Annotated in this window: 2 protein-coding genes; both read left to right on the top strand. The window is 75.7% G+C overall.

Going from position 1 to position 15,567, the window contains the following annotated elements:
• Positions 1-6: 6 nt before the first annotated feature.
• On the top strand, positions 7-10,215 hold the full coding sequence (locus ACFY2K_RS35970; RefSeq protein WP_387716874.1) for a type I polyketide synthase: 10,209 nt from the start codon (positions 7-9) through the stop codon (positions 10,213-10,215).
• A gap of 77 nt (positions 10,216-10,292) precedes the next feature.
• The gene (locus ACFY2K_RS35975) at positions 10,293-15,533 is read left to right on the top strand and encodes a type I polyketide synthase (RefSeq protein ID WP_387716876.1); all 5,241 of its coding nucleotides are present in this window, start codon (positions 10,293-10,295) and stop codon (positions 15,531-15,533) included.
• Positions 15,534-15,567 lie beyond the last annotated feature (34 nt).

The raw sequence follows: 15,567 nt of genomic DNA on the forward strand, positions 1-15,567 counted from the left end.
TTCGCGATGACCGTATCCAGTGAAGAAGTCGTCAAGGCGCTACGGGCTTCCCTCAAGGAGGCCGAACTGCTGCGGCAGCAGAACCGGAAACTGACCGCTGCGGCCTCCGACCCGATCGCCATCGTCGGCATGGCCTGCCGCTACCCGGGGGGCGTCACCTCGCCCGAGGGCCTCTGGCAGTTGGTCGCGAGCGGCGGCGACGCCGTCACCGCCTTCCCGGAGGACCGCGGCTGGGACCTGGACGCGCTCTACGACTCCGACCCCGAGGCGGTCGGAAAGACCTACGCCCGGGCCGGCGGCTTCCTCCACGAGGCCGCGCTCTTCGACCCGGACTTCTTCGGGATCAGCCCGCGCGAGGCGCTCGCCATGCACCCGCAGCAGCGGCTGCTGCTGGAGACCTCCTGGGAGGCCTTCGAGCGGGCCGGCATCGACCCGGCCTCCGTCCGCGGCAGCCGGACCGGTGTGTTCGCCGGCGTGATGCACCAGGACTACGCCGCGCGGCTGCGCCGCACCCCCGACGACCTCGAGGGCTACCTGATGACGGGCAGCCTGGGCAGCGTGGTGTCCGGGCGGGTCGCGTACAGCCTGGGCCTGGAGGGGCCCGCGATCACCGTGGACACGGCGTGCTCCTCGTCGCTGGTCGCGCTGCACCTCGCCGGACAGGCGCTGCGCAACGGGGAATGCACGATGGCCCTCGTCGGCGGCGTCACCGTGATGACCGGACCGGGCGGCTTCGTCGAGTTCAGCCGTCAGCGGGCGCTGTCCCCCGACGGGCGCTGCCGGGCCTTCGCGGCCGCCGCCGACGGCACCGGCTGGGCGGAGGGTGTCGGAGTCCTGCTGCTGGAACGGCTCTCCGACGCCCGGCGCAACGGGCACCCGGTGCTCGCCGTGGTCCGCGGCTCGGCCGTCAACCAGGACGGAAGCAGCAGCGGGTTCTCCGCGCCCAACGGACCCGCCCAGCAGCGGGCGATCCGGGACGCGTTGAAGAACGCCCGGCTGGCCGCGGCCGACGTGGACGCGGTCGAGGCGCACGGCACCGGCACCCGGTTGGGTGACCCGATCGAGGCGCAGGCGCTGTTCGCCACCTACGGCCAGGACCGGCCGGCCGAACGGCCGCTGCTGCTGGGCTCGTTGAAGTCCAACATCGGCCATGCGCAGGCCGCGGCCGGGGTCGGCGGCGTGATCAAGATGGTGATGGCGATGCGGCACGGCGTACTGCCGCAGACGCTGCACGTCGACGAGCCCACCCCGCACGTCGACTGGTCCTCCGGTGCCGTCGAACTGCTCACCGAGGCACGGGAATGGCCGGCCGGGGAGCGGACCCGACGAGCCGCCGTGTCCTCGTTCGGGATCAGCGGGACGAACGCGCACGTGATCCTGGAGGAGGCGCCGGCTGCTTCGCCCGCCGCCTCGGCGGAGGACTCCGCCACCGACTCGCCGTTCCCCGTGGTGCCGTGGGTGCTCTCCGCCCGCGACGAGCAGGCGCTGCGCGCGCAGGCTGAACAGTTGGCCGCGTTCCTCCAGGAGCGCCCCGACACCGACCTTCGGGCCGTCGGCCACACCCTGCTCACCGGACGGGCCCACCTGGACCACCGGGCCGTCGCCATCGGCGAGAACCGTGAGGAACTGCTCAACGCTCTCGCCGCCATCGCCGACGGCACCGCCCCCACCGGCAGCGGCAGCTACGACCGTCCGGTGTTCGTGTTCCCCGGACAGGGCTCGCAGTGGATCGGCATGGGCGCCGAACTCCTCGACACCTCACCCGTGTTCGCCGCCTCCATCGCCCGCTGCCAGGACGCCCTGGCCCCGCACATCGACTGGTCGCTGACGGACGCCCTGCGCGGCACCCTCGACCTCGCACGCGTCGACGTCGTCCAACCCACCCTGTTCGCCGTCATGGTCGCCCTCGCCGAACTCTGGCAGTCCCTCGGCATCCACCCCGCCGCCGTCATCGGACACTCCCAGGGCGAGATCGCCGCCGCCACCATCGCCGGCGCCCTCACCCTCGAAGACGGCGCCCGCATCGCCGCCCTGCGCAGCCGCGCCATCCTCGCCATCAGCGGACAGGGCGGCATGGCGTCCATTCCCCTCGGCCACCAGGACACCGTCGAGCTGTTGAAGGCCTGGGACGGACGGCTGAGCGTCGCCGCCCACAACGGCCCCACCACCACCGTCATCGCCGGCGACCACGACGCCCTCGACCAACTCCTCACCCACTGCGAGAACTCGGACATCCGCGCCCGCCGCATCGACGTCGACTACGCCTCCCACACCCACCACGTCGAACAACTCCGCGACCAGCTCGCCGAACAGCTCAGCGGCATCACCCCCAAGCCCGCCGACATCCCGTTCTACTCCACCGTCACCGGCGAACGGATCGACACCACCCGCCTCGACGCGCACTACTGGTACACCAACCTCCGCCAACCCGTCCTCCTCACCGACGCGCTGCGCTCCGCCCTCGCCGACGGCCACCACACCTTCATCGAGGCCAGCCCCCACCCCGTCCTCACCACCACCGTCCAGGACACCGCCGAAGCCGCCGACCAGCCCGCCGTCACCACCGGCACCCTCCGCCGGAACGAAGGCACCTGGACCCGACTCCTCACCTCGGCCGCCCACCTCCACACCCACGGCCACCCCGTCGACTGGACCCTCTTCCTCGCCCCCGGCACCCACCCCGACCTCCCCACCTACCCCTTCCAGCACCAGCACCTGTGGATCGAGGACACCGCCGTCGCCTCTGCCTCCCCGGCGGGGTACAGCACCCAGGACGCGGGTTTCTGGGAGGCCGTCGAGGAGCAGGACGTCGCCGCCGTGGCCGCGACGCTGCAGGTGGACGACGACGAGCGACGGCGGTCGCTGAGCGCCCTGCTGCCCGCGCTCTCCTCGTGGCACCGGCAGAGCCGCGACCGGTCGGCGGTGGACGACTGGCGGTACGGGATCGCCTGGAAGCCCGTGCCCGAGGGCGCCGCGTCCGCCCTCTCCGGCACCTGGCTGGTGGTCGTTCCCGCGGGCTGCGCGGACGACGCCTGGGTCACCGGAGCCGTACGCCTCCTCGGCCTGCGCGGCGCCCGGCCCGTGGTCCTGGAGGCGGGCGCGGCCGACGCGGACCGCGACGTGCTGGCCGCGCGGCTGGGCGAGGTGCTCGACGACGGCGGGTCCGGCCCGGCCGGCCTGCTGTCCTTCCTGGGACTGGACGCCCGCCGCCACCCCGGGAAGCACACCGTGACGAGCGGCCTCGCGCTGACGCTGGCGCTGGTCCAGGCCCTGGCCGACCTCGGCCTCCGGGCGCCGCTGTGGTGCGCCACGCGCGGCGCCGTGTGCGCCGGACCGTCCGACGGCCCGGCGGATCCGGTGCAGGCCCAGTTGTGGGGCCTCGGCCGGGTCGTCGCCCTTGAGCAGTCGCAGCTCTGGGGCGGACTGGTCGACCTGCCCGAGGAGCCCGACGAGCGGGCGCTCGGCCGGCTGGCCCGGGCGCTCTCGGGATCCTCCGGGGAGGACCAGGTGGCGGTCCGTCCGGCCGGCCTGTTCGCGCGGCGGATGGTCCGTGCGCAGCTTGGCGCCGCCAAGCCCGTCCGGGGCTGGCGTCCCGGGGGCACGGTGCTGGTCACCGGCGGCACCGGGAGCCTCGGCCCCCGGCTCGCGCGCTGGCTGGCCGACCACGGCGCCGAGCACCTCGTCCTGGCCAGCCGCTCGGGCCCGGACGCCCCGGGCGCCGCCGACCTGGCCGCCGAGTTGGAGGGTCGGGGCGTGGCCGTCACCCTGGCCGCGTGCGACGTGGCGGACCGCGACGCGGTCGCCGGGCTGCTCGACCGGCTGCGGGCGGACGGCCACACGGTGCGGGCCGTCCTGCACACGGCCGCGTTCATCGAACTGACCTCCGTCGCCGACACCGCCCTGGAGAGCCTCGACCAGGTGCTGGCCGCCAAGGTGGACGGCGCCCGGCACCTGGCCGACCTGCTCGACCCGGACCAGCTCGACGCCTTCGTCCTGTTCTCCTCGATCGCCGCCTTCTGGGGCAGCGGCGACCACGCCGCCTACGCGGCCGCCAACGCGGCGCTCGACGCCCTCGCCGAACAGGGCCGCGCGCAGGGCCTGCCGATGCTGTCGGTCGCCTGGGGCGTCTGGGAGGACGCCGTCAACACCTGGAAGAACCTCGGCGACCCTGACGTCGAACGCACCCGTCGCCGCGTGCGCGGACAGGGTCTGCCGCTGATGGCCCCCGAGCTGGCGATCGCCGCCCTGCAGCAGGCGCTGGACCACGACGACACCTTCGTCGCGGTGGCCGAGGTCGACTGGCAGCGCTTCGTCCCGTTGTTCACCGCGGTGCGCCCGAGCCCCCTGCTCACCGGACTCCCCGAGGCGCGTGCCGTGCTGGCGTCGTCCGCCGGGACGGCGACCGGTGCGGCGGCCGACGCGGCCGGCTCCGGCTCCGAGCTCCGGCGGTCCCTCGCGGACCTGTCCGAGCCGGACCAGGTCCGCGCGCTCACCGACCTCGTCACCGCGCACGCCGTCGCGGTGCTGGGGCACAGCACCGCGGACGGCATCCGGCCCGACCGGGCCTTCAAGGACCTGGGGTTCGAGTCGCTGACGGCGGTCGAACTGCGCAACCGGCTGGCCTCCGCCACCGGCCTGCGCCTCCCGGCGACGCTGGTCTTCGACTACCCGACACCGACCGCGCTCGCCAGCCAACTGCGGCGCGACATCCTGGAGTTGGGGGCACCGGAGCTGCCCGCCCCGGCCGGGACCGCCACCCCGGCGGGCGACGGCGCGGATGACGACGAGGCGATCGCGATCGTGGGCACGGCCTGCCGCTTCCCCGGTGGCGTGACGACGCCCGAGCAGCTGTGGCAGCTGCTCGCCACGGACGGCGACGTCGTCTCCGACCTGCCCACCGACCGCGGCTGGGACCCGGACGCGGTACCCGGCCAGCAGGGCGGCTTCGTCCGGGACGTGGACGGGTTCGACGCCGCGTTCTTCGGGATCAGCCCGCGCGAGGCGCTGGCGATGGACCCGCAGCAGCGGCTGCTGCTGGAGACCTCCTGGGAGGCCTTCGAGCGGGCCGGCATCGACCTGACCGCCCTGCGCGGCAGCCGGACCGGCGCCTTCGTCGGCGCCATGCAGCACGGGTACGGCGTCCGTTCGGCCGACGCATCGGCCGCCATCGAGGACTACGTCATCACCGGCAGCGTCACCAGCGTCATCTCGGGCCGACTGGCCTACGCGTTCGGCCTGGAGGGGCCGGCCATCACCGTCGACACCGCGTGCTCGTCCTCCCTGGTCGCGCTCCACCTGGCCGCCCGGGCCCTGCGGGCCGGCGAGTGCTCGATGGCCATCGCGGGCGGTGCGGTGGTGATGCCGACCCCGGACTCGTTCATCGGGTTCAGCCGCATGGGCGCGCTGTCCGAGACTGGCCGCTGCAAGGCGTTCTCCGACGATGCCGACGGGTTCGGCCTCTCCGAGGGGGTCGGCGTGGTGCTGGTCGAACGGCTCTCCGACGCCCGCCGCAACGGGCACCCCGTCCTCGCCGTGATCCGCGGCTCGGCCGTCAACCAGGACGGCGCCTCCAACGGGCTGGCCGCCCCCAACGGCCCGTCGCAGCAGCGGGTGATCCGGGCCGCCCTCGCGGACGCCCGGCTCACCACCGCCGACGTGGACGCGGTCGAGGCGCACGGTACCGGCACCCGGCTGGGTGACCCGATCGAGGCGCAGGCCCTGCTCGCCACCTACGGCAAGGACCGGCCCGCCGAACGGCCGCTGCTGCTGGGCTCGTTGAAGTCCAACATCGGCCACACCCAGGCCGCGGCCGGGATCGCCGGTGTGATCAAGATGGTGCTCGCCCTGCACAACGAGGTGCTTCCGCGCACCCTCCACGTCAGCGAGCCCACCTCCCACGTCGACTGGTCCGCCGGTGCCGTCGAACTGCTCACCGAGGCACGGGAATGGCCGCAGGAGGACGGGCGTCCGCGACGGGCGGGCGTCTCCGCTTTCGGGATCAGCGGGACGAACGCGCACGTGATCCTGGAGGAGGCGCCGGCTGCTTCGCCCGCCGCCTCGCCGGAGGACTCCGCCACCGACTCGCCGTTCCCCGTGGTGCCATGGGTCCTCTCCGCCCGCGACGAGCAGGCGCTGCGCGCCCAGGCAGGACAGTTGGCCGCGTTCCTCCAGGAGCGCCCCGACACCGACCTGCGGGCCGTCGGCCACACCCTCCTCACCGGACGGGCCCACCTGGACCACCGGGCCGTCGCCATCGGACAGAACCACGCCGAACTACTGAGCGGCCTCGCTGCCATCGCCGACGGCACCGCCCCCATCGGCAGCGGCAGCTTCGAGCGTCCGGTGTTCGTGTTCCCCGGACAGGGCTCGCAGTGGATCGGCATGGGCGCCGAACTCCTCGACACCTCACCCGTGTTCGCCGCCTCCATAGCCCGTTGCCAGGAAGCGCTCGCGCCGCACATCGACTGGTCGCTGACGGACGCCCTACGCGGCACCCTCGACCTCGCACGCGTCGACGTCGTCCAGCCCACCCTGTTCGCCGTCATGGTCGCCCTCGCCGAACTCTGGCAGTCCCTCGGCATCCACCCCGCCGCCGTCATCGGCCACTCCCAGGGCGAGATCGCCGCAGCCACCATCGCCGGCGCCCTCACCCTCCACGACGGCGCCCGCATCGCCGCCCTGCGCAGCCGCGCCATCCTCGCCATCAGCGGCCACGGCGGCATGGCGTCCATCCCCCTCGGCCACCACGACACCGTCGAGCTGTTGAAGGCCTGGGACGGACGACTCAGCATCGCCGCCCACAACGGCCCCACCACCACCGTCATCGCCGGCGACCACGACGCCCTCGACCGACTCCTCACCCACTGCGACGAAACCGGCATCCGCGCCCGCCGCATCGACGTCGACTACGCCTCCCACACCCACCACGTCGAAACCATCCGCCAACACCTCGCCACCGAACTCGCCGGCATCACCCCGACGGAAGCCACCATCCCGTTCTACTCCACCGTCACCGGCGAACGAATCGACACCACCCAACTCAACGCGGACTACTGGTACACCAACCTCCGCCAACCCGTCCTCCTCACCGACGCCCTCAACTCCGCCCTCACCGACGGCCACACCACCTACCTCGAAATCAGCCCCCACCCCGTCCTCACCCCGGCCATCGAGGAAACCCTCGACACCACAACCCCCACCCTCATCACCGGCACCCTCCGCCGGAACGAGGGCGGCCTCCACCGACTGCTCACCTCAGCCGCCGCGATCCACGCCCATGGCCACCCCGTCGACTGGACCCCCTTCCTCACCCCCGGCACCCACCCCGACCTCCCCACCTACCCCTTCCAACGCGAACGCTTCTGGCTGACCGCACCCACGGCGACGAACCCCCGCACCGCCGGACTCGACTCCGCCGAGCACCCGCTGCTCGCGGCGGCCGTCCCGCTGCCGGACGACGAGGGCATGCTCCTCACCGGCCTGCTCTCCGCCGCCACCCACCCCTGGCTCGCCGACCACGCCGTCTGGGGGACCGTTCTCGCCCCCGGCACGGCCCTCGTCGAACTCGCCCTCCACGCCGGCCGCCGACTCGGCTGCCACCACATCGAGGAGCTCACCCTCCAGGCGCCGCTCGTCCTCCCCGGCCAGGACGGCGTCCGCGTCCAGGTCCGCGTCGGCGCGGCGGACGCCACCGGGCGTCGCGCTCTCACCGTCCACTCCGCCGTGGACGGTTCGGAGGCCGGCGGCGCCTGGACCTGCCACGCGACCGGCACCGCCTCGCCGACCGAGCCGTCCGAGCCGACCGCCGGCTGGGCGTCCGGCCGCGTCTGGCCGCCGGCCGGGGCCGAGCCGGTCGAACTCGACGGCCTCTACGAGCGGCTCGCCGTCGACGGCCTCGGGTACGGTCCCGCGTTCCGAGGGCTGCGCGCCGCCTGGCGGCTCGGCGAGGAGGTGTACGCCGAGGTGCGGCTGCCGCGCGAACAGCACGACGCGGCCGCCGAGTTCGGCCTGCACCCCGCCCTGCTGGACGCGGCCCTGCACACCACGCTGATCGACGGCGCGGAGCAGGTGAGGCTGCCGTTCTCGTGGACCGGTGTCACCCTGCACGCCGCCGGCGCGACCGCGCTCCGGGTGCGGCTGACTCCGACCGGTCCGGACGAGCTGTCGCTGGCGGTGGCCGACGAGACCGGTCTGCCGGTCGCCACGATCGACTCGCTCGCCGTCCGGCCGGTCTCCCGGGCGCAGCTCGGCTCCGCCTCCCGTCGCTCCGGCGCCGACTCGCTGTTCCAGCTGGCGTGGCACGAGCTGCCCGGCCGTACGAACGCGGGCACGGTCCGCCACGCGGTACTCGGTTCCGACGCGTTCGGCGGAGACGGCCATCCGGATCTCGCGGCCCTCGCCGACGCGATCGGCGCCGGCGCACCGGTGCCCGAGGCCGTCGTGCTCCCCTGGACGTCGGAGCCCGGCGGGGACACCCTGTCCGCGGACGCGGCCGGGCGGGCGGTGGAACGGGCGCTGTCCCTGCTCCAGTCCTGGGTGGCCGACGACCGGTTCGGCGGCGCCCGCCTGGTGGTGGTGACCGCCGGCGCCGTCGACACCTCGCTCCGGGCCGTGTCCCCCGACCTGGCGGCGGCCGCCGTCTGGGGTGCGGTGCGGTCGGCGCAGGCCGAGCACCCGGGCAGGTTCGTCCTGGTGGACCTCGACGGCCCCGCGGCCGACGACCGGACCGCGCCGTCGGCCGCGCTGTCCGCCGTACTGCCGGCCGTGCTGCCGGCCGTGCTGGACGGTGCCGAGCCGCAGTACGCGGTCCGGGCCGGGCGGGTGCTGGTGCCCCGGCTGGCACGGCTGCACCCGGCCGACGATGTCGCCGCCACCGCCCTGGACCCGGAGGGCACCGTGCTGATCACCGGGGGTACCGGCACGCTGGGCGCCCTCGTCGCCCGGCACCTGGTCGACACGTACGGCGTCCGGCACCTGCTGCTGGTCAGCCGGCAGGGCCGGCAGGCGCCCGGCGCCGCCGAACTGGCCCTGTCCCTGGCCGGGTCGGGCGCCGAGGTGACCTTCGCCCCGTGCGACGCGGCCGACCGGGAGTCGCTGGCCTCGGTGCTCGCGGCCGTCCCGGCGCGCCACCCGCTGACCGGGGTGGTGCACGCGGCCGGGGTGCTGGACGACGGCACCCTCGCCTCGCTCACCCCGGAGCGGGCCAGGGCCGTGCTGCGCCCGAAGGCGGACGCCGCCTGGAACCTGCACGAGCTGACCCTGAACGCCAAGCCGGCGATGTTCGTGCTGTTCTCGGCCGCGGGCGGGCTGCTCGGCAATGCCGGGCAGGCCAACTACGCCGCCGCCAACGCCTACCTGGACGGCCTGGCCGCCCACCGCCGCGCGCTGGGCCTGCCCGGGGTGTCGATGGCGTGGGGGCTGTGGTCGGCGGCCAGCGCCATGACCCGCGGTCTGAGCGAGGCGGACCGGTCGCGGATGCGGCGCTCGGGCGTGCTGCCGATGTCCACGGCGGCGGGCCTGGCGCTGTTCGACACCGCGCTCGCCCAGGACCGGCCGTTGGTGCTCCCGGTCCGACTGGACCTGCGCGCGCTCCGCGAGGGCGGCTCGACGCGGGACCTGCCGCTGCTGCGGGCCCTGCTCGGCACGGCACCGCGGCGCGCGGCCCGCTCCGAGGCGCCGGCCGCAACCGGCGCCGGGCTGTCGCTCGACGGCCTGTCCGCCGCCGAACGGTCGCACACCCTCGTCGAGTTGGTGCGGGTCCAGGTGGCCGCGGTGCTCGGCCACGCCTCGCCGGAGGCGGTCGGCACCGGGCGCGGCTTCCTGGAGTCCGGGTTCGACTCGCTGCGCGGAGTGGAGCTGCGCAACCGCCTGGCCACGGCCACCGGCCTGCGCCTGCCCGCGACGCTGGTCTTCGACCACCCGACGCCGGCCGCCGTCGCCGAGCACCTCGGCGAGCTGCTCCGGCAGCGCGACCGGACGGCCGCCGCACCGGCCCCGCTCGACCTCGACGCCCTGGAGGCGGGTCTGCGCGACCTGGCCCCCGCGGACCGGGCCGCGCGTGAGCGGCTCGCCGAGCGGCTGCGCGGGCTGGCGGCGCAGCTGCACGCGCCGCAGGCCGAGGCGGCGCCCGAACTCCCCTCCGATGAGGAGGAGTTCGCGGACATCACGCTCGACGAGATCCTCGACATCGTCGACAGCGAACTGCGGAACCCGTGACCATGCCCACCCCGGGCCCACCGTCGGACCCGTCCTTGAACTCGGACCCGTCGTTGAACAGAGAGGCGCACAGCGGAATGACGAGTAGCGAGAAGGTCGTCGACGCGCTCAAGCGGCTGACCGTCGACCTGCGCCGGACCCGCCGGCGGCTCCAGGAGGTCGAGGAGGGGGCCCGTGAGCCGATCGCGATCGTCGGCATGGCGTGCCGCTACCCCGGCGGGGTCGCCTCCCCGGAGGACCTGTGGCGCGTGGTGGCCGAGGAGCGGGACGCGATCTCGCCCTTCCCGACGGACCGCGGCTGGGACGGCGGCCTGCACGACCCCGACCCGGCCCGACACGGCACGGTGTACGTCCGCGAGGGCGGCTTCCTGCACGACGCGGCCGAGTTCGACCCGGCGTTCTTCGGCATGAGCTCCCGCGAGGCGCTGGCCACCGACCCGCAGCAGCGGCTGCTGCTGGAGACCTCCTGGGAGGCCTTCGAGCGGGCGGGGATCGCCCCGGAGACCCTGCGCGGCAGCCGGACCGGCGTCTTCGCCGGGGTGATCTACCAGGACTACGCCTCGCGGCTGCGCCGGGTGCCGGGTGAGTTCGAGGGCTACGTCGGCAACGGCAGTACCGGCAGCGTCGCCTCCGGCCGGGTCGCGTACACCTTCGGCCTGGAGGGTCCGGCCGTCACCCTCGACACCGCGTGCTCGTCGTCCCTGGTGGCCCTGCACCAGGCGGCGCAGGCGCTGCGGAGCGGCGAGTGCTCGCTCGCCCTCGCCGGCGGTGTGACCGTGATGGCCTCGCCGATGGCGCTGGTCGAGTTCAGCCGGCAGCGGGGCCTGGCGCCCGACGCGCGCTGCAAGGCGTTCTCGGCCCGGGCCGACGGGACCGGCCTGGGCGAGGGCGTCGGGATGCTGCTGCTGGAACGCCTCTCCGACGCCCGGCGGAACGGCCGGCACGTCCTCGCCGTGATCCGGGGCAGCGCGGTCAACCAGGACGGCGCGAGCAGCGGCCTGACGGCCCCGAGCGGGCCCGCCCAGCAGCGGGTGATCCGGCAGGCGCTGGAGAACGCCGGGCTGTCGGCGCGGGACGTGGACGCGGTGGAGGCGCACGGCACCGGGACCACGCTCGGCGACCCGATCGAGGCCCAGGCGCTGCTGGCCACCTACGGCCAGGAGCGGGCCGGGGCGGAGCCGCTGTGGCTCGGCTCGGTGAAGTCCAACATCGGGCACGCCCAGGCGGCGGCGGGGGTGGCCGGCGTCATCAAGACGGTGATGGCGATGCGCCACGGCGTGCTGCCGCGCACCCTGCACCTCGACGGGGCGAATCCGCACGTCGACTGGGAGGCCGGCGCGGTGTCCCCGCTGACCGCCGCCCGGCCGTGGCCGGTGAGCGGGCGGCCGCGCCGGGCCGGGGTGTCGTCCTTCGGGGTGAGCGGCACCAATGCGCACCTCGTCCTGGAGGAGGCCGAGCCGGAGCAGGGCGGACGTCCCGAGCCGGCGGGACGGGCCGGGTCGGAGCCGGCCGACCCCGGCCCGGCCCGCAGGGCGATGCTGCCGTGGGTGCTCTCCGGCCGGACCGAGGCCGCGCTGCGCGCGCAGGCCGCACGGCTGTCGGAGCACCTGGACGGGCACCCCGGCCGGTCCGCCGCCGAGGTGGGGGCGGCGCTGGCGCGCACCCGTGCGACCTTCGAGCACCGGGCCGTCCTCCTGGGGACGGACCCGGCCGGGTTCCGGGCGGGCCTGGCCGCGCTGGCGGCGGGCGAACCGGGGCCCGGCCTGGTCCGGGGCGTCGCCCGGGGGGACGCCCGGGTGGTGTTCGTGCTGCCGGAGCGGCCGGCGGAGCGCACCGACGGCGTACTGCGCCTGCTGGACGCCTCGCCGCTGTTCGCGGAGCGGCTGGCCGCCTGCGACGCGGCGCTCGTGGAGGTCGCCGGCTGGTCCGCCACGCAGGTGCTGCGCGGGGCCGAGGGCGCGCCCGACCCGGCCCGCCCGGAGGTCGACCGCGCGGTGGGATGGGCCGTGCTGGTCGCCCTCGCCGGGTGGTGGCAGGGGCACGGGGTGGACCCGGCCGCCGTGGTCGCACCGGGCGACGGCGCCGGCGCGGCTGCGGGAGCCTGCGTCGCGCAGGCCCTCTCGCTGGCGGAGGGGGCGCGCGCGGCGGTGTCCGGCGGGCCGGTCGACCCCTCCGGTGCCCGGGTTCCGCTGCTGCCGGGCGATCCGGACGACGCGGTGCGCGACATGCTGGAGCGCGGCCACACCCGGTTCGTCGCCCTCGGACCCGAGCAGGCCGCCCGGATCGCGGGCGCCGCGGACGGGAGGGTCCGGGTGGTCGGCGGCCCCGAGGGCCCCTTCGGCGACCCCGACGAGGCCCTCGCCGCCCAGGACCGGCTCCTCGCGGCCCTGGCCGAGCTGTACGTCCACGGCGGGCCGGCCGACTGGTCGGCGGCGTTCCCCGCCGCCGGGCTGCGCCCGGTCGACCTGCCGACCTACCCGTTCCAGCGCCGCCGCTACTGGCTGGAGGACGGACCGGCCGACCCCGACGTGGCCGCGGCCGGGCTCGCCCCGGCGGACCACCCGCTGCTCCGGGCCGCGGTGGAACTCCCCGCCGACGGAGGGCTGCTGTTCACCGGACGGCTGTCACCCGGCGAGCTGCCCTGGCTCGCCGACCACACCGTGCACGGGCGGGTGCTGCTCCCCGGCACCGCGGTGGTCGAGCTGGTCCGCTGGGCGGGCGCCCGGACGGGCTGCGCGCACATCGAGGAGCTGACCCTGCACGCCCCGCTGGAGCTCCCCGGCCGGGAGACCGCCCCGGAGGGCGGCGTCCGGATCAGGCTGGCCGTCGGCGTCCCGGACGGAGCCGGCCGCCGCCCGGTGGAGCTGTCCTCCCGCCCGGCCGGGCCCGAGGACGCCCCCTGGCGTCGGCACGCCACCGCCACGGTGTCCGTCGAGGAGCCGGCCCCGTCGTCGGACCTGGTCTCCTGGCCGCCGGCCGGCGCCGAGCCGGTCGAGCTCGACGGATGCTACCGCCGCTTCGCCGGCCTCGGCATCGACTACGGTCCCGCCTTCCGCGGGCTGCGCGCGCTCTGGCGCCGCGGCGAGGAGGTGTTCGCCGAGGTGGCCCTGGCCGAGGCGGACCGGGCCGACGCCGCGCGGTACGGCCTCCACCCGGCCCTGCTGGACGCCGCGCTGCAGGCCGGTGCCGCCGCTGCGCCGACCGCGGGGCCGGTCCCGGTCCCGTTCGCCTGGCACGGCGTCTCGATCCGGGGGACGGGCCCGACCGCGCTGCGGGTGCGGCTCGCGCCCGCCGGACCGGACGCGATGACCGTCGAGGCGGCCGACCCGGCGGGTGTCCCGGTGGCGTCGGTCACGAGCCTGCGTTCCCGGACACTGCACGGTGACGCCACCGGCTCCCCCCTGCTGTGGCGGGTCCGATGGGCGCCGGTACCGGCACCCGCGCAGCCGTCCGCCGTGCGGACGGCGGTGGTGGGCGCCGGGCTGCCGACGGCCTCCGCGCTCCGCTACCCGGACCTCACGGCCCTGGCCGCGGCCGGGACACCGGTGCCGGACGTGGTGCTCGCACCCCTCCTGCCGGCCGGCGGCGAGCTGCCGGCCGCCGTCCACTCCGCCACCGCCGACGCGTTGTCGCTGGTGCGGGCCTGGCTCGCCGAGCCGCGGTTCGCCGCCGCGCGACTGGTCGTGGCCACCCGGGGCGCGCAGGCCGCGGGGGCCGACACCGCGTCACCCGACCTGGCCTCGGCGGCGGTCTGGGGACTGCTGCGGTCGGCCCTGTCCGAGCACCCCCGGCGTTTCGGCCTCCTGGACCTCGACGCGGCGGATCCCGCCGATCCCGCCGAGGCCGACCTGACCCGGGCGCTGGTCCTGGCCCGGGACGAACCGCAACTGGCGCTGCGCCGGTCCGACCTCCTGGCACCACGGCTGGTGGAGGCGGAACGGCCCGCCGGCGACAGCCCCTCCCCCGCCCCCTCCTTCGACCCGAACGGCACCGTCCTGGTCACCGGCGGCACGGGCACGCTCGGCTCGCTGCTCGCCCGGCACCTGGTCGTCCGCGGTGCCCGGCACCTCCTGCTGGCCGGGCGGCGGGGGGAGCGGGCGCCGGGCGCGGTCGAACTGGTCGCGGAGCTGACCGCGCTGGGGGCCGACGTCACGGTGGCCGCCTGCGACGCCTCCGACCGTGCGGCCCTGGCCGGCCTGCTGCGTTCGATCCCCGGGGAGCACCCGTTGACGGCCGTGGTGCACGCGGCCGGCGCGACCGACGACGGCCTGCTGACCGCGCTCACCCCCGAACGGCTCGATGCCGTCCTGCGGCCGAAGGTGGACGCGGCCTGGCACCTGCACGAGCTGACCCGCTCGCTGGGACTGGACGCCTTCGTCCTGTTCTCCTCCGCCTCCGGCGTCCTCGGCACCGCCGGCCAGGCCAACTACGCCGCGGCGAACGCCTTCCTGGACGCGCTCGCCCGGCAGCGCCACGCCGAGGGCCTGCCGGGCCTGTCCCTCGCGTGGGGAATGTGGGCCGAGCGCAGCGCCCTGACCGAGCGTCTGAACACCCAGCAGACAGCCAAGTTGGAGCGGAACGGGTTCGGCGCCCTCTCCGCGGAACAGGCACTTGATCTCTTCGACACCGCCCGTATGATGATCACTGAGCCGGTGCTGGTCCCGGTCCGGCTGGACCCCGTGGCGGTGCGGGGCCGGGCCGAACGGGGACAGGTCCCGTCGCTGCTGCGGGAACCGGTCGCGGAGCCGACTCCCGCCGCGGCTGCGGCAGCGGTTCCGGCGTCAGCGGTTCCGGCGGCGGACCCGGCGGCCGGCTTCGCGCAGCGCCTGCGGGCGATGCCGGAGTCCGAACGCCGGAGGGCCCTGCTCGACCTCGTCCGCACCCACGCGGCGGTCGTGCTGGCCGAGTCCGGCCCCGAGGACATCGACCCCGGTCAGGGCTTCGTCGACCTGGGCTTCGACTCGCTCGCCAACCTCGAACTCCAGGACCGGCTCCAGGAGGCCACCGGCCTCCAACTGCCCAGCACCCTGGTCTTCGACCACCCCACCGCGACGGCTCTGGCCGATCACCTCAGCGCCCGGTTCGGCGCCGAGGAGATGACGGAGGTGGGCCCCGCGCTCGCGGAACTCGACCGGCTGGAGGCGTTCCTGGCGCCCTTCACCGACGACGACCAGGCCCGGACGGCGATCACCCACCGGCTGAGGGACCTCCTCTCCCGCTGGGACGACGACGGCCGGGACGGCGCCGACCGAACCGACCTCGCCTCGGCGACCGACGACGAACTCTTCGACGTACTCGACCAGTTGCGCGCCCGCTGAGGGCCGAACCCCGCACGGATCGACCCCCGCACCG

Source organism: Kitasatospora sp. NPDC001309, assembly GCF_042896295.1.
Taxonomy (GTDB): Bacteria; Actinomycetota; Actinomycetes; order Streptomycetales; family Streptomycetaceae; genus Kitasatospora.

Coding starts and splice junctions, on each gene's coding strand:
- ACFY2K_RS35975 (WP_387716876.1), top strand. CDS start 10,293: ATGACGAGTAGCGAGAAGGTCGTCGACGCGCTCAAGCGGCTGACCGTC.
- ACFY2K_RS35970 (WP_387716874.1), top strand. CDS start 7: ATGACCGTATCCAGTGAAGAAGTCGTCAAGGCGCTACGGGCTTCCCTC.